General features: G+C 73.5%; 16 protein-coding genes. 15 read left to right on the top strand and 1 reads right to left on the bottom strand.

Going from position 1 to position 15,997, the window contains the following annotated elements:
• Nucleotides 1–13: 13 nt before the first annotated feature.
• A complete protein-coding gene (gene htpX, locus ACFQ6N_RS33920; protein WP_380657531.1) occupies nucleotides 14–934 on the bottom strand; it encodes a zinc metalloprotease HtpX in 921 nt (306 codons plus the stop codon).
• Between the two features lie 290 nt (nucleotides 935–1,224).
• Here htpX and hrcA point away from each other — a divergent pair, with 290 nt between their 5' ends.
• From hrcA to era, 15 genes are all read left to right on the top strand, one after another.
• Nucleotides 1,225–2,259 carry a heat-inducible transcriptional repressor HrcA gene (gene hrcA, locus ACFQ6N_RS33925; protein WP_380657533.1) on the top strand — a complete coding sequence of 345 codons (1,035 nt, stop codon included), beginning with the start codon at nucleotides 1,225–1,227 and terminating at the stop codon, nucleotides 2,257–2,259.
• Nucleotides 2,260–2,334: 75 nt separating this feature from the next.
• A complete protein-coding gene (gene dnaJ / locus ACFQ6N_RS33930) occupies nucleotides 2,335–3,474 on the top strand; it encodes a molecular chaperone DnaJ (protein ID WP_380657535.1) in 1,140 nt (379 codons plus the stop codon).
• 85 nt (nucleotides 3,475–3,559) lie between these two features.
• Nucleotides 3,560–4,309 carry a 16S rRNA (uracil(1498)-N(3))-methyltransferase gene (locus ACFQ6N_RS33935; protein ID WP_380657537.1) on the top strand — a complete coding sequence of 250 codons (750 nt, stop codon included), beginning with the start codon at nucleotides 3,560–3,562 and terminating at the stop codon, nucleotides 4,307–4,309.
• A gap of 172 nt (nucleotides 4,310–4,481) precedes the next feature.
• Nucleotides 4,482–7,766 carry a S41 family peptidase gene (locus tag ACFQ6N_RS33940; protein ID WP_380657538.1) on the top strand — a complete coding sequence of 1,095 codons (3,285 nt, stop codon included), beginning with the start codon at nucleotides 4,482–4,484 and terminating at the stop codon, nucleotides 7,764–7,766.
• Nucleotides 7,767–7,889: 123 nt separating this feature from the next.
• Nucleotides 7,890–8,651 carry an RDD family protein gene (locus tag ACFQ6N_RS33945; RefSeq protein ID WP_380657540.1) on the top strand — a complete coding sequence of 254 codons (762 nt, stop codon included), beginning with the start codon at nucleotides 7,890–7,892 and terminating at the stop codon, nucleotides 8,649–8,651.
• 52 nt (nucleotides 8,652–8,703) lie between these two features.
• A complete protein-coding gene (locus ACFQ6N_RS33950; protein WP_380657542.1) occupies nucleotides 8,704–9,057 on the top strand; it encodes a histidine triad nucleotide-binding protein in 354 nt (117 codons plus the stop codon).
• A 6-nt stretch (nucleotides 9,058–9,063) separates the two neighbouring features.
• Complete coding sequence (locus ACFQ6N_RS33955) at nucleotides 9,064–9,987, top strand: ribonuclease Z (protein WP_380657544.1); 924 nt, start codon at nucleotides 9,064–9,066, stop codon at nucleotides 9,985–9,987.
• Between the two features lie 364 nt (nucleotides 9,988–10,351).
• Nucleotides 10,352–11,386: a PhoH family protein gene (locus ACFQ6N_RS33960; protein WP_380657559.1), complete on the top strand. Its 1,035-nt coding sequence runs from the start codon at nucleotides 10,352–10,354 to the stop codon at nucleotides 11,384–11,386.
• A gap of 14 nt (nucleotides 11,387–11,400) precedes the next feature.
• The gene (ybeY, locus tag ACFQ6N_RS33965) at nucleotides 11,401–11,895 is read left to right on the top strand and encodes an rRNA maturation RNase YbeY (protein WP_189917985.1); all 495 of its coding nucleotides are present in this window, start codon (nucleotides 11,401–11,403) and stop codon (nucleotides 11,893–11,895) included.
• 19 nt (nucleotides 11,896–11,914) lie between these two features.
• The gene (locus ACFQ6N_RS33970; protein WP_380657546.1) at nucleotides 11,915–13,240 is read left to right on the top strand and encodes a hemolysin family protein; all 1,326 of its coding nucleotides are present in this window, start codon (nucleotides 11,915–11,917) and stop codon (nucleotides 13,238–13,240) included.
• Nucleotides 13,241–13,273: 33 nt separating this feature from the next.
• On the top strand, nucleotides 13,274–13,510 hold the full coding sequence (locus ACFQ6N_RS33975) for a hypothetical protein (RefSeq protein WP_380657548.1): 237 nt from the start codon (nucleotides 13,274–13,276) through the stop codon (nucleotides 13,508–13,510).
• Nucleotides 13,511–13,546: 36 nt separating this feature from the next.
• The gene (locus tag ACFQ6N_RS33980; RefSeq protein ID WP_380657550.1) at nucleotides 13,547–14,092 is read left to right on the top strand and encodes a DUF4383 domain-containing protein; all 546 of its coding nucleotides are present in this window, start codon (nucleotides 13,547–13,549) and stop codon (nucleotides 14,090–14,092) included.
• 154 nt (nucleotides 14,093–14,246) lie between these two features.
• Nucleotides 14,247–14,600 carry a cytidine deaminase gene (locus tag ACFQ6N_RS33985; protein ID WP_380657552.1) on the top strand — a complete coding sequence of 118 codons (354 nt, stop codon included), beginning with the start codon at nucleotides 14,247–14,249 and terminating at the stop codon, nucleotides 14,598–14,600.
• 139 nt (nucleotides 14,601–14,739) lie between these two features.
• A complete protein-coding gene (locus ACFQ6N_RS33990) occupies nucleotides 14,740–14,907 on the top strand; it encodes a hypothetical protein (RefSeq protein WP_380657554.1) in 168 nt (55 codons plus the stop codon).
• Nucleotides 14,908–14,965: 58 nt separating this feature from the next.
• Nucleotides 14,966–15,895 carry a GTPase Era gene (gene era, locus ACFQ6N_RS33995; protein ID WP_380657556.1) on the top strand — a complete coding sequence of 310 codons (930 nt, stop codon included), beginning with the start codon at nucleotides 14,966–14,968 and terminating at the stop codon, nucleotides 15,893–15,895.
• Nucleotides 15,896–15,997: the final 102 nt, after the last annotated feature.

Below are 15,997 nucleotides of genomic sequence, written 5' to 3' on the forward strand. Positions count from 1 at the left end.
TCCGGGTCGGGGGTCAGCGGCCGAGCTGCTCGGAGATCTTCGCCAGCTGCTCCAGCCGCTTCTCCAGCGACGGGTGGGTGGAGAGCAGCTGGGAGGCGGTCTCCTTGGCGCTGAGCGCGGGGGCGAAGTAGAAGGCGTTGTACGGCTGCGCCTGGCGCAGGTCCTTGCTGGGGATGGCCGCGATCTGCCCGGTCACCTTGGTGAGGGCCGAGGCGAGCGCGCTGGGCCGGCCGGTGAGCTGGGCGGCGGCGCGGTCGGCGGCCAGCTCGCGGTAGCGGGAGAGCAGCCGGGTGAGCAGGAAGCTGATCGCGTAGACGACCATCGAGACCAGCGGGATGACCAGGGCCGCGATGGCCGCGTTCTGGTCGTTGCTGTTGCGGTTGCCGCCCATGAACCCGCCGTACATGGCGATCCGGGTCATCGCCCCGGCGAGCACGCCGAGGAAGCCGGCGATCGTCATCACCGCGACGTCCCGGTGGGCGACGTGGGACAGCTCGTGGGCGAGGACGCCCTCCAGTTCCTCGGGTTCCAGGCGGCGCAGCAGGCCGGTGGTCACGCAGACCACCGCGTTCTGCGGGTTGCGGCCGGTGGCGAAGGCGTTCGGCATGTCGTTGTCGGCGACCGCCACGCGGGGCTTGGGCATGTCGGCCAGCGCGCAGAGCCGGTCGATCGTGCCGTGCAGTTGGGGGTACTCCTCCGGGGACACCGTGCGGGCGCCCATCGCCCGCTCGGTGATCTTGTCGCTGAACCAGAACTGGGCCACGAACAGCCCGCCGGAGATCAGGACGATCAGCGGCCAGGCGCCGCGCAGCAGCGCGATCAGCAGGCCGGTGAAACCGACGTACAGCAGCCCGATCACGAACATCGTCACGACCATGCGGCCGGTCAGGCCGCGGTCGGGTGCGAAACGGGTGTGCTGGCCCGAGCTCGACATCGCTTGCTCCTCCATTCGCCGTCGCTTCCGATGCTGCCACCCGGACGGCCCCGGGGCACCACCCGCGCGCCGGGAACCGGTGAACGGCCGGCGCCTCGCGGGCCGTACCCGGAACTGCGGGCAGGATCACCCCGGTCGGGCCGTTCCTGCGGTAGGACCCGGGCCGTACACTGGCAGGTACGGTTCTGGCACTCGTAGGTTCAGAGTGCCAAGCCGGGGCCTCCCGGAGCGCCCGCAGCAGCACACAGGGACACAGACGGACAACGTGCGAAGACGGAGGTGCGTGCCCCATGGCCGGAGAGGTCCGCCAGCTGGACGAACGCAAGCTCGCCGTGCTCCGCGCGATCGTGCAGGACTACGTGGGCACCGAGGAGCCGGTCGGCTCCAAGGCCCTGGTGGAACGGCACAACCTCGGGGTCTCGCCGGCGACCGTCCGCAACGACATGGCGGCGCTGGAGGAGGAGGGCTACATCCACCAGCCGCACACCAGTGCCGGCCGGATCCCCACCGACAAGGGGTACCGCCTCTTCGTCGACAAGCTCGCCGAGATCAAGCCGATGACCGCGCCCGAGCGCCGGGCCATCCGGCACTTCCTGGACGGCGCGGTCGACCTGGACGACGTGGTGGCACGCACCGTGCGGCTGCTCGCCCAGCTGACCCGGCAGGTCGCGGTGGTGCAGTACCCCTCGCTGACGCGCTCCACCGTCCGGCACATCGAGCTGGTGGCGCTGGCCCCGGCCAAGGTGATGCTGGTCCTGATCACCAACACCGGCCGGGTCGAGCAGCGGATGGTCGACTGCCCGGGCCCGGTCGGCGAGACGGTCCTGGCGGACCTGCGGGCCGCGATCAACGCGAGAGCGGCCGGCCGGCGCCTCCCCGAGGTCCCCGGGCTGCTGGAAGAGCTCCCGGCGGCGTTCGAGCAGGCCGACCGGCCGACCGTGACCACGGTCCTCGCGACCCTGTTCGAGACGCTCGCGGAACAGAACGAGGAACGGATCATGCTGGCCGGCACGGCCAACCTGACCCGCTTCGGGCACGACTTCCCGCTCACCATCCAGCCGGTGCTCGAAGCCCTGGAGGAGCAGGTCATCCTGCTCCGCCTCCTGGGTGAGACCACGGACGCCGCGATGACGGTCCGGATCGGGCGGGAGATCGCCTACGAGGGGCTGAATTCCACCTCGGTCGTGTCCGTCGGTTACGGTTCGGGCGACGAGAGCGTGGCCAAACTGGGCGTGATCGGTCCGACCCGGATGGACTACCCGGGCACAATGGGGGCGGTGCGGGCGGTGGCGCGGTACGTGGGCCAGATCCTGGCCGAGTCGTAGCAAACGCCGCTGTTGCACGGGCAACGGCGGTGACCAGTCGCAGCACTACTACAGGCGGAACAAGCGGAGCATTTGGTGGCCACGGACTACTACGCGGTACTCGGCGTCCGACGGGATGCGGGGCAGGACGAGATCAAGAAGGCGTTCCGGCGCCTGGCACGCGAACTGCACCCGGACGTCAACCCGGACCCGAAGACGCAGGAGCGGTTCAAGGAGATCAACGCCGCCTACGAGGTGCTCTCCGATCCGCAGAAGCGCCAGGTCTACGACCTCGGCGGCGACCCGCTGTCCCCGGGCGGCGGCGGAGCGGGCGGCTTCGGCGCGGGCGCGGCGGGCTTCGGCTTCTCCGACATCATGGACGCCTTCTTCGGCGCCGCGGCCGGCCAGCGCGGACCGCGCTCGCGCACCCGCCGGGGCCAGGACGCCATGATCCGGCTGGAGATCACCCTGGAGGAGGCCGCCTTCGGCACCACCAAGGAGCTCCAGGTCGACACGGCCGTCACCTGCACCACGTGCAGCGGCGAGGGCGCGGCCCCCGGCACCTCCGCGCAGACCTGCGACATGTGCCGCGGCAAGGGCGAGGTCTCCCAGGTCACCCGGTCCTTCCTGGGCCAGGTCATGACCTCCCGGCCCTGCCCGCAGTGCCAGGGCTTCGGCACCGTCGTGCCGACCCCGTGCCCGGAGTGCGCCGGCGACGGCCGGGTCCGCGCCCGCCGCACGCTGACCGTCAAGATCCCGGCCGGTGTCGACAACGGCACCCGGATCCAGCTGGCCGGCGAGGGCGAGGTCGGCCCCGGCGGCGGCCCGCCCGGCGACCTGTACGTCGAGATCGCCGAGACCAGCCACACCATCTTCCAGCGGCGCGGGGACGACCTGCACTGCACCGTCACCATCCCGATGACGGCGGCCTCGCTCGGCACCCAGGTGCCGCTGCAGACCCTGGACGGCATGGAGGAGATCGACATCCGGCCCGGCACCCAGTCCGGCCAGTCGATCCCGCTGCACGGCCGGGGCATCACCCACCTGCGCGGCGGCGGCCGGGGCGACCTGATAGTGCACGTCGAGGTGAAGACGCCGACCAAGCTCGACCCCGAGCAGGAGGACCTGCTGCGCCGTCTCGCGGTGCTGCGCGGCGAGGAGCGGCCGTCCGGCCAGTTCGCGCCGGGCCAGCAGGGGCTCTTCTCCCGCCTGAAGGACGCCTTCAACGGCCGGTAGCCGTCCGGGAGGGGGTGCCGGGGATCCCGCCCGGCACCCCCTTCGCGTTCCCGTTCCCGCCTGACCCCCTCCGGAGGACCACCCCATGACCGCGCCCGTCTTCGTCGTCGAGACCGAGCGGATCGCCGCCGCCGTGCCCGGCACCGTGGTGCGCCTGGACGGCCCGGAGGGTCGGCACGCGGCCGCGGTCAAGCGGCTGGAGGCCGGCGAGGCGGTGACCCTCGCCGACGGCCTGGGCCTCGGCGTCGACGGGACGGTCGCCGCCGTCCTCGGCAAGGACGCGGTGGACGTGGCGGTCACCGCCGTGCGCCGGGAGCCGGAGCCCGCGCCGCGGATCGTCGTCGTCCAGGCGCTGCCCAAGGGCGACCGCGGCGAGCTGGCCGTGGAGACCATGACCGAGGTCGGCGTCGACGTGGTGATCCCGTGGGCGGCCTCGCGCTGCATCACCCAGTGGAAGGGCGAGCGCGGCGCCAAGGCGCTCGCCAAGTGGCGGGCCACCGCCCGGGAGGCGGGCAAGCAGTCGCGCCGGCTGCGCTTCCCCGAAGTGCGCGACCTGATGACCACCCGGCAGCTGGCGCCGGTCCTGGCCGGGGCCGGGTTCGCCGCCGTGCTGCACGAGGAGGGCGCCGAGCCGCTGGCGCACGCCGCGCTGCCGACGGCCGGGGACCTCGTGCTGGTGGTCGGCCCGGAGGGCGGGGTCTCCCCGGAGGAGCTGGCCGCCTTCGCCGAGGCGGGGGCCGGACCGTACCGGCTGGGCCCCTCGGTGCTGCGCACCTCCACCGCCGGGGTTGCCGCCGGCGCGCTGCTGCTGGGGCGCACCGGCCGCTGGTCCTGAGGCCGCGGCGGCCCGCGACGGCCCTGGCCGGCCCTCGCCGGAGCGTTCCGGCGAGGGCCGCGCCGACGGCCCGTACTACGGCCCGCCCGGCCGGTCCAGCCGGTTCGCCCGAGGGGCGCGACTCTGCCGAAAAGCCCGGCGGCCCGTCCGCGTCCGTGCCTACCCTGGCCGCGTGACGGACTCCCTGAGCACCTCCTCGGGCGCCTACCTGCGCCACCCCCACCTGCACGGCGACCTGGTCGCCCTCGTCGCCGAGAACGACCTCTGGCTCGCCCCGCTGGAGGGCGGCCGGGCCTGGCGGCTGACGGCCGACCACCTGCCGGTCCAGGACGCCCGGTTCTCCCCGGACGGGCGGCAGATCGCCTTCACCTCCACCCGGGACGGCGCGCCGGAGGTGCACGTGGTGCCGGTGGACGGCGGGCCGTCCCGCCGGCTCACCCACTGGGGCAGCGCCCAGACCCGGGTGCTCGGCTGGACGGCCGACGGCCGCCCGATCGCCACCACCACCGCCGGCCAGGCCACCCCGCGGCGCAGCTGGGCGCACGCCGTGCCGCCGGACGGCGGCGAGCCGGAGCGGCTGCCGTACGGGCCGGTCGGCGGGATCGCCTTCGAGCCGGGCGGCCCGGGGGCCCTCCCGGCCGACGGCGGGGGCAGGGTGCTGCTGGCCAGTGCGGCGATCCGCGAACCGGCCTGGTGGAAGCGCTACCGGGGCGGCCGGGCGGGCAAGCTGTGGCTCGGCCGGGACGAGTTCGCCCGCGTCCACCAGGAGCTGGACGGGCAGCTGTACTCGCCGATGTGGGTGGCCGGCCCCGAGGGCGGGCCCGGCGGCCGGATCGCCTTCCTGTCCGACCACGAGGGCGTCGGCGAGCTGTGGTCCAGCCTCCCGGACGGGTCCGACCTGCGCCGCCACACCACCGGCGCGGACGGCTTCTACGCCCGCAACGCCACCACCGACGGCACCCGGGTGGTGTTCCACCGGGCCGGGGACGTCTGGCTGCTGGACGACCTGGCCGGCGCCGAGCCGCGCCGCCTGGACATCCGGCTGGCCGGCCCGCGCAGCGGCCGCCGCCCCCGCCCGGTGGCCGCCGCGCACTACCTGGACACGGTCGCCCCCGACCGCACCGGCCGGGCCAGCGCCGTCGTGGTGCGCGGCGGCGTGCACTGGCTGACCCACCGCGAGGGCCCGGCCCGGGCGCTGGACGAGACGCCGGGCGTGCGCGGACGGCTGGCCCGGGTGGTGCCGGGCGAGGACGGCGCCCAGGGAGTGCTCTGGGTGTCCGACGCCGAGGGCGAGGACGCCCTGGAGTTCGCCCCGGCCGTGCACGGCGCCGAACGCCGCCGGCTGGCCGCCGGGCAGCTCGGCCGGGTCAACTCGCTGACCGTCTCCCCGGACGGCAAGCAGGCCGCGCTCGGCGTGCACGACGGCCGGGTGCTGCTGGTGGCGCTCGCCGACGGCACCGTGCACGAGCTGGCGCGCAGCACCGACGGCGAGGTCGGCGGGCTGGTCTTCAGCCCGGACTCGGCCTGGCTGGCCTGGTCGCGGCCGGTGCCGGGGATGGGCCCGTACTCGCTGCGCCAGATCGTGCTGGCCAACCTGGCCACCCGGACCGTCGGCGAGGCCACCCAGCAGCGCTTCATCGACACCTCGCCGGCCTTCACCGCGGACGGCCGCTACCTGGCCTTCCTGTCGGTGCGCAACTTCGACCCGGTCTACGACTCGCACGTCTTCGACCTGTCGTTCCCCAACGGCTGCCGCCCGTACCTGATCACGCTGGCCGCCGACACGCCGTCGCCGTTCGGACCGCAGCGGGCCGGGCGCCCGCTGGGCGGGGAGGAGGACGAGCCGCGGGCCAGGAAGGCCGACGGTGAGGAGGCCGGCGCCGAGGCCGCGCCGGTGACCAGGGTGGACCTGGACGGCATCGCCGACCGGATCGTCCCCTTCCCGGTCGAGGGCGGGCTGTTCGGCACCCTGCGGGCGGCCAAGGACGGCGTGCTGTGGACCAGGGTCCCGCTGCTCGGCGAACTCGGCGACGAGGCGGCCTCGTTGGAGGACGACCGGCCCCGGCCGGTGCTGGAGCGCTTCGACCTGAAGAAGCGCCGGGTCGAGCAACTGGTGCACGGCGTCGACGGCTTCGCGGTCAGCGGGGACGGCGGCCGGGTCGCCGTGCTGGACGAGGGCGAGCTGCGGATCGTCCCGGCCGACCACAAGGCGGGCGGCGAGGACGACGAGACCGCGGTGGACCTCGCCCGGTTGCGGGTCACCGTCGACCCGGCCGCCGAGTGGCGCCAGATGTACGCCGAGAACGGCCGGCTGATGCGGGACAACTTCTGGCGCCCCGACCTGTCCGGCGTCGACTGGGCCGGGGTCCTGGAGCGCTACCGGCCGCTGGTGGAGCGGGTCGGCTCGCACGACGACCTGGTCGACCTGCTCTGGGAGGTGCACGGCGAACTCGGCACCTCGCACGCCTACGTCCTCCCGTACGGCCCGCACACCGAGCCCGCCCGGCGCCAGGGCCTGCTCGGCGCCGACCTGGTGAAGGAGGACGGGCAGTGGCTGATCGCGCGGATCCTGCCCGGCGAGTCCTCCGACCCGAGGGCCCGCTCGCCGCTGGCCGCCCCCGGGGCCGCGATCCGTCCGGGCGACGCGGTCCTGGCGGTCAACGGCCGCCCGGTGGACCCGGTCACCGGCCCGGCCCCGCTGCTGGCCGGCACCGCCGGGCAGCCGGTCGAGCTGACCGTGGCCGGCAAGGACGGCACCGACCGGCGCCACCCGGTCGTCGTCCCGCTGGCCGACGAGGAGGCGCTGCGCTACCACGACTGGGTGGCCGGGCGGCGGGCCGCGGTGCGCGAACTGTCCGGCGGGCGGCTCGGCTACCTGCACGTGCCCGACATGCAGACCACCGGCTGGGCGCAGATCCACCGCGACCTGCGCTCGGAGATGGCCAAGGAGGGCGTGGTCGTCGACATCCGGGAGAACCGGGGCGGCCACACCTCGCAGCTGGTGATCGAGAAGCTCGCCCGCCGGATCATCGGCTGGAACCTCAGCCGGGACACCGACAGCCCGGTGCCGTACCCCGGCGACGCCCCGCGCGGGCCGGTCGTCGCGCTCGCCGACCAGGACTCCGGCTCGGACGGCGACATCGTCAACGCCGCCATCCAGGCGCTCGGGATCGGCCCGGTGGTCGGCACCCGCACCTGGGGCGGGGTGATCGGCATCGACAGCCAGTACCGGCTGGTCGACGGCACCCTGGTCACCCAGCCCAAGTACGCGTTCTGGCTGGAGAACTACGGCTGGGGCCTGGAGAACCACGGCGTCGACCCGGACGTCGAGGTGCCGATCGCCCCGCACCACTGGGCGGCCGGCGAGGACCCGCAGCTGGCCGAGGGCGTCCGGATCGCGCTGGCCGCGCTGGCCGAGACCCCGGCCCGCACGGCGCCGCCGCTGCCCGGCCGGTAGCCGGGAGGCCCCGGCCGGGAGGCGGGAGGCGGGAGCGGGAGGTCGGACGGGCCGACCTCCCGTTCCCGGGCGTGGGTAGGATGCGGGGCTGTTTCTTGATCCACAGTTCACGGGGGAACCACCATGGCGCAGGGCTACCCGCCGCCGCAGTACGACCGGAATCCTTACGCACAGCCGCAGCCGCAGCCGCAGCCCTATCCGCCGCAGCAGCCACAGGGCTACCCGCCGCAGGGGTACGCGCAGCCGCCGCAGCCGTACCCGCCGCAGGGCTACCAGCAGCCCCAGGGCTACCCGCCGCAGCCGTACCCGCAGCCGGAGCCGTACCCGCAGCAGCCGTACCCCCAGCAGGCGTACGCACAGGCGCAGCCCTATCCGCAGCAGCCGCAGCCCCACCCGCAGCAGCAGGCCGCGGCGCTGCCGCCGTGCCCCAGGGAGGCGGGCGGCGGCCGGCGCTTCCTGGCGATCGTGCTCGACTTCGGCCTCGCGGTCGGCCTCGGCTTCGCCGCCGCCGACGCCGCGAGCCGCCCGAAGGTCCGGCAGGTGGCCGGCCACGCCGTCCAGAGCGGCGGTCCGCTGCTGCCGTACGTCCTGGCGCTGGTCGGCGTCGGCCTGCTCGCGTCCTTCCTCAACCAGGTGGTGCTCGCCCGGCTGACCGGTTTCAGCGTCGGCAAGGCCGTCCTGGCGATGCGGCTGGTGCGCACCAAGCGGGTGATGCGCCCCAACACCTGGCGGCTCACCAGGCGCTGGCTGCTGGGCTTCGTCTTCCTCGCGGTGGCGTTCCTCTCCGACGACTTCGACCTGGACGACGGCGACATCGTCGGCATGCGCGCGGTGCGCTGGAAGCATCTGAGGGAGTATCGGCAGGCCGTGGCCGGGCTCGGCTAGGCTGCGCCCGTACGGCTCCAGCACCCGACGCACCGTTCCCGAGGAGAAGCCGATGGCCGGCGAGGCGCAGTCCGACTGCCTGTTCTGCAAGATCGTGGCGGGCGAGATCCCCGCGACGGTGGTGCGCAAGACCGAGCGGGTCCTCGCCTTCCGCGACATCGCCCCCAAGGCCCCCGTGCACGTCCTGGTCATCCCGCACGTCCACTACCCGAACGCGGCCGCGCTGGCCGCCGCCGAGCCGGGGATCGCGGGCGAGCTGCTGGCCGAGGCGGGCCGGGTGGCCGAGGACGAGGGCATCGCGGACTACCGGCTGATCTTCAACACCGGTGCGGGGGCCGGGCAGACGGTCTTCCACGCGCACGTCCACGTGCTCGGCGGTACGCACATGACCGAGAGCATGGTCTGACCCCAGGTGTCCCAGCGCGAACTCGTCGTCCTCGGCACCGCCAGCCAGGTGCCCACCCGGCACCGCAACCACAACGGCTACCTGCTGCGCTGGGACGGCGAGGGACTGCTGTTCGACCCCGGCGAGGGCACCCAGCGCCAGATGCTGCACGCCGGGGTCACCGCCACCCAGATCACCCGGATCGCGGTCACCCACTTCCACGGCGACCACTGCCTGGGCCTCGCCGGGGTGATCCAGCGGATCAACCTGGACCGCGTCCCGCACCCGGTGGACGTCTACTTCCCGGCCTCCGGCGAGGTCTACTTCGAGCGGCTGCGGTACGCCACCGCCTACCACGAGACGGCCGTGCTGCGGCCGCGGCCGATCGACGACCCCGGCCCGCTGCCCGCGCCGGGCGCCCGCTTCGCGCTGGACGCGGTGCGGCTCGACCACCCCGTGGAGTCCTTCGGCTACCGGCTGTCCGAGCCGGACGGCCGCCGGCTGGTGCCCGAGCGGCTCGCCGCGCTGGGCCTGTCCGGCCCGGCGGTGGGCCGGCTCCAGCACGAGGGCGCGATCGAGGCGGCCGGGCGCCGGGTCACCCTGGACGAGGTCAGCGAGGCCCGGCCGGGCCAGAAGTTCGCCTTCGTGATGGACACCCGGCTGTGCGAGGGCGTGTACGAGCTCGCGGAGGGCACCGACCTGCTGGTGGTCGAGGCGACCTTCACCGACGCCGACGCCCGCCTCGCCGAGGAGCACGGCCACCTCACCGCCGGGCAGGCGGCCAAGGTCGCCGCCGAGGCGGGGGCGCGCACCCTGGTGCTGACCCACTTCTCCCAGCGCTACCCGGACCTGGGCCGGCACCTGGCCGACGCCCGGAAGCACTTCGACGGGGAACTGGTGCTGGCCGCCGACTTCGCCCGGGTGCCGGTCCCCGCCCGCCACCGGCCGTGAGCCCTCCGCCGGCCGTGAGCCCTCCGCTGGTCGTGAGCCCTCCGCCCGTCGGGGGCCCGCTCGCCGGCCGCGGGCCGCGCGCAGGTCGGGGCCCGGCCGGAAAAAGGGCTCGCGCCGTCCCCCGAACTGCCGCAGCATCGACGGGTGCGGCCCCGCCGCCCGCCGCAGCGATCACGCGCGCGGCGTACCCTGGTGCCCCGGAGAGACCGAGCGGCACCCGAGACCACGGATGGGATGAGGCAGGCCCCAGCGCCGACCTATGAGTGACACATCGCAGACCCGTACCAACGGTCAGTCGCGCCCCGAACCGACGGCCGACGACGGCCGCGTCAGCGCCCGGATCGCCATCCCCGAGAAGCACCCGATGGTCACCCTGCTCGGCACGGCGGACTCGCTGCTGCGCGTGATCGAGCAGGGCTTCCCCGCCGCCGACATCCACGTCCGCGGCAACGAGGTGACCGCCACCGGGACCCGTGCCGAGGTCGCCCTCGTGCAGAAGCTGTTCAGCGAGATGATGCTGGTGCTGCGCACCGGCCAGCCCTTGACGGAGGACTCCGTGGAGCGCTCGATCGCCATGCTCCGCAGCCAGGCGGAGGACCCGGACAGCCCGGCGCCGTCCCAGGTGTTCACCGCGAACATCCTGTCCAACCGGGGCCGGACGATCCGCCCGAAGACCCTCAACCAGCAGCGCTACGTCGACGCGATCGACAAGCACACGATCGTCTTCGGCCTCGGCCCGGCCGGTACCGGCAAGACCTACCTGGCGATGGCCAAGGCCGTCCAGGCCCTCCAGGCCAAGGAGGTCAACCGGATCATCCTGACCCGTCCGGCTGTCGAGGCGGGGGAGCGGCTGGGCTTCCTGCCCGGCACCCTCTACGAGAAGATCGACCCGTACCTGCGCCCGCTGTACGACGCGCTGCACGACATGATGGACCCGGACTCCATCCCGCGCCTGATGGCGGCCGGCACCATCGAGGTCGCCCCGCTCGCCTACATGCGCGGCCGGACCCTCAACGACGCCTTCATCATCCTCGACGAGGCCCAGAACACCTCGCCCGAGCAGATGAAGATGTTCCTCACCCGCCTCGGGTTCAACTCCCGGGTGGTCGTCACCGGCGACACCAGCCAGATCGACCTCCCGGGCGGCACCAGGAGCGGCCTCAAGGTCGTCCAGGAGATCCTGGTCGACGTGCCCGACATCCACTTCTCCGTCCTCACCAGCACCGACGTGGTCCGCCACAAGCTGGTCGGCCGGATCGTGGACGCCTACGAGCGCTGGGACGCCCGTCAGGAGGCCGAGGAGTCCTCCCCGGCCGCCGCCCGCAAGCCCGCCCAGCGGCGCCCGGGCAAGACGACCGCGCCCCGCGCTCCCCGACAGTCCCATCGCACCGAAAGCTGAGCACACAGCCCGTCATGTCGATCGACATCGCCAACGAGTCCGGTTGGGACGCCGATGAGGAAGCCATCCTCGACGTCGCCCGCTTCGCCCTGGACAAGATGCGGATCCACCCGCAGTCCGAACTGTCCGTGATCCTGGTGGACGGAGCGGCGATGGAGGAGCTGCACATCCAGTGGATGGACCTCCCCGGACCCACCGACGTGATGTCCTTCCCCATGGACGAGCTGCGTCCCGGCAAGGAGGGCGAGGAGCTGCCGCAGGGCCTGCTCGGCGACATCGTGCTCTGCCCCGAGGTCGCCGAGCAGCAGGGCAAGGCGGCCCCCTCGAAGCACTCGATGGACGAGGAGCTGCAACTGCTCACCGTGCACGGCGTGCTGCACGTCCTCGGCTACGACCACGAGGAGCCGGACGAGGAGGAGGAGATGTTCGCCCTCCAGAAGCGCATCCTGGACGACTGGCGGGCGGGCCGGGGCCTCGGCGGCATCTCCCCGGCCCCCACCACCCACTGAGCGCGGAGCCCGAACCCCTGTGAGTGGTGAGAGTACGAGCTTCATCCTCGGTGCCGTGCTGCTCGTCGTACTCGGCTGGCTGGCCGCGTGCGCCGAGGCGGGCATCTCCCGGGTCTCCCGGTTCCGGGCGGAGGAGGCCGTGCGCAGCGGCCGGCGGGGCTCGGCGCGGCTGCTGACCCTCGCGTCCGACCCGATCCGCTACCTCAACCTGGCGACCCTGATCAGGGTGGCCAGCGAGATGGCGGCGGCCGTCCTGGTCACCGTGGTGTGCGTGCGCAACGTGACGCCGACCTGGCAGGCCGTCCTGCTGGCGTTCGGCGTGATGGTGCTGGTGTCCTTCGTCGCGGTGGGGGTCTCGCCGCGCACGATCGGGCGCCAGCACCCGCTCACCACGGCGACCGCGGCCTCCTTCGTGCTGCTGCCGCTGGCCGCGGTGCTCGGCCCGATCCCGCGGCTGCTGATCCTGCTCGGCAACGCGCTGACCCCGGGCAAGGGCTACCGGGAGGGGCCGTTCGCCTCGGAGGCGGAGCTGCGGGCGCTGGTGGACCTCGCCGAGAAGGACGACCTGATCGAGGACGAGGAGCGCCGGATGGTGCACTCGGTCTTCGAACTGGGCGACACCATCGTGCGCGAGGTGATGGTGCCGCGCACCGACCTGGTGATGATCGAGCGGCACAAGACGGTCCGACAGGCGCTGACCCTGGCGCTGCGTTCGGGCTTCTCGCGGATCCCGGTGGTCGGCGACAGCGAGGACGACGTGGTCGGCATCGTCTACCTGAAGGACCTGGTGCGGCGCACCCACATCAACCGGGAGGCGGAGTCCGAGGAGGTCGGCGCGGTGATGCGCCCGGCCGTCTTCGTGCCGGACTCCAAGCCGGCCGGCGACCTGCTGCGCGAGATGCAGCAGCGCCGTTCGCACGTGGCGATCGTGATCGACGAGTACGGCGGCACGGCCGGACTGGTCACCATCGAGGACGTCCTGGAGGAGATCGTCGGCGAGATCACCGACGAGTACGACCGGGAGATCGCGCCGGTCGAGGACCTCGGCGACGGCTCGTACCGGATCACCGCCCGGCTGCTGGTGGAGGACCTGGGCGAACTGTTCGGCATCGAGCTGGAGGACGAGGACGTCGAGACCGTCGGCGGCCTGCTGGCCAAGCACCTCGGCCGGGTGCCGATCCCCGGCTCGGCCTGCGAGATCCCGCTGCCGGAGCCGGTCGAGGGCGGCCTGACCGGCATCCTGCTGACCGCCGAGTCCTCCGCCGGGCGCCGCAACCGGATCGGTTCGATGGTGGCCTCCCCGGTCCGCGGGGGCGACGGGAGCGGGGACCCGGCGGGCGAGTAGCGGGTGGGCGGTCGCCGAGCGACCATGGAGGGCATGACGCACAAACTTCGCGCGGAGTACGGCCCGCAGGGGGCGGCCGGCGGAGTCAAGTCCTGGCACGTGGTGCGGGACGAGGACCCGTCGGCGGCGCTCTGCGGCCGCACGATGACCGACGACGCCGAGACGCGGCCCGAGCAGGACTGGGGCACCGGGTTGCGGTGCTGCCAGCAGTGCGGCTCGCTCTACATGCACGAGGTGCCGCACATGCAGGGGAGCCATCCGTACAGCTAGGCCTAGGCCTGGGCCGTGGTCGCCTTGGAGGTCGCCATGAAGCTGCAAGACGAACTGCCCGTCGACAACCGGCTCGCCACGGTGTGGCGGGTCGGGGCGGGGCTCGGGGGGATCTTCCTGATCGTGTTCGGGTGCCTGGGGCTGGCCGACCACTCCGGATTCCTGGCCACCCACGGTGACCGGATCGCGGGGCTGTCGACCAACGGCGCTCTGAGCATCCTGTCCATCGTGGTGGGCGCGCTCCTGGTGGTCGGGGCGGTCATCGGCGGGAACTTCGCGTCCAACCTCAACATGGCGGCGGGCGTGCTGTTCGTCCTGTCCGGTTTCTACGGTCTGGCGGTGCTGGGGCGGCCGGACGCCAACATCCTCAACTTCCGGATGTCGAACGTGCTGTTCGCGTTCGTCTTCGGGATCGTCCTGACGACGTTCGGGATGTACGGCCGGGTGAGCAGCCACCTGCCGCACGACAACCCGTTCTGGCGCGAGCGCGCGGAGCGGGAGGAGCCGCTGCCGTCCGGGCCGAAGACCTTCGTCAAGGTCCTCAACCCCAACCCGGGCCGCACCCACCCGGTCGGGCACTGACCTACTGCTCGCCCGCTCGCCTCCGGGACGCTTCCGGCCCGGTGCCGACGGTCGGCGCTCCCTCGCTCCTTCGTCGCTCCCTCGCGCTCTCCCTTTCGGCACCGGCGCGCCCCTTCGGCTCGGGGCGAGTCGACGGGCCCTTAAGCTCGGCGGCATGAGTGACATCGCCGGGCTGGACCCCGAGGACAAGAAGATCATCACCCTGGCCCGCTCGGCCCGCGCCCGCAACGGCGTCGCCGAGGGGGCCGCGGTGCGTGACGAGACCGGTCGCACCTACGTGGCCGGGACGGTCGCGCTGGAGTCGCTGCGGCTGAGCGCGCTGCAGACGGCGGTCGCGATGGCGGTGGCCAGCGGCGCCAGGTCGCTGGAGGCGGCGGCCGTGGTGAGCGAGGCGGAGCAGCCGGCCGAGGCGGACCTGGCGGCGGTGCGGGACCTGGGCGGGGCCGGGACGCCGGTGCTGCTGGCCGCCCCGGACGGGACGCTGCGGGTGGCCGCCGAGGCGCGCTGAGGGGCCGTGGAGGGCCTTCCGGGGGCCTTTCCGGGGGCTTGCGCGGGGGCCGTCGCGACGGGGTGACCCGGAAAGGTTGCCTTCAAGGACTCAGCCGATAATCTCACCGGGGGAGTGGACTCGCTGAGGGGGCTGGGGCATGGGGGCGGTGGCGTTCTTCGCCGGGCTGCTGCTGTTCGTGATGGGGCTGGGGAAGTGGCAGGAGACCGGGTCGCAGATCTGGCTGTTCGGCTCGCTCGGCTTCCTGCTGGTGCTGGTGGTGGTCTCGCTGATCCCGACCGGCGGCAAGGGCGGCAAGAAGGGCTGAGCACCCCTCGGGGCGACCCCGGACAGCGGGGCTCCGGTGATCAGGGAGAATGGAGCCCATGAATGCCCCTTCCTCCTCGTACCGCTCCGGGTTCGCGTGCTTCGTCGGCCGGCCCAACGCGGGCAAGTCGACCCTGACCAACGCCCTGGTGGGGACGAAGGTCGCGATCACCTCCGACCGCCCGCAGACCACCCGGCACACCGTGCGCGGGATCGTGCACCGCCCGGACGCCCAGCTCGTGCTGGTCGACACCCCCGGCCTGCACAAGCCGCGCACGCTGCTCGGCGAGCGCCTCAACGACCTGGTCCGCAGCACCTGGGCCGAGGTCGACGTGATCGGTTTCTGCCTGCCCGCCGACCAGAAGCTCGGCCCCGGCGACAAGTTCATCGCCAAGGAGATCGCCGGGATCAAGAAGACCCCGAAGGTCGCCATCGTCACCAAGACCGACCTGGTCGACTCCAAGCGCCTGGCCGAGCAGCTGATCGCCATCCACCAGCTCGGCATCGAGCTGGGCTTCGAGTGGGCCGAGATCATCCCGGTCTCCGCGGTCGGCGACAAGCAGGTGGACCTGGTCGCCGACCTGCTCACCAAGCTGCTGCCGGAGGGCGACCAGCTCTACCCGGACGGCGACCTCACCGACGAGCCCGAGCAGGTCATGGTCGCCGAGCTGATCCGCGAGGCCGCGCTGGAGGGCGTGCGCGACGAACTCCCGCACTCGCTGGCCGTCGTGGTCGAGGAGATGCTCCCGCGCGAGGGCCGCCCGGCGGACCGCCCGCTGCTGGACATCCACGCCAACGTCTACATCGAGCGGCAGAGCCAGAAGGCGATCGTGATCGGCGCCAAGGGCGCGCGGCTCAAGCACGTCGGCACCACCGCCCGCAAGCACATCGAGGCGCTGCTCGGCACGCCGGTCTACCTCGACCTGCACGTCAAGGTCGCCAAGGACTGGCAGCGCGACCCGAAGCAGCTGCGCAAGCTCGGCTTCTGATCCGGTTCCGAGCGGCGACGGCGGGGCCCCGGCCGAACGCAACGTTGCCCGCGGGGCCCCCCCGCCGCCACCCCCATCGCGCCCCCCCCCCCCCCCCCACAC

This window comes from Kitasatospora sp. NPDC056446 (assembly GCF_042796115.1).
Taxonomy (GTDB): domain Bacteria; phylum Actinomycetota; class Actinomycetes; order Streptomycetales; family Streptomycetaceae; genus Kitasatospora.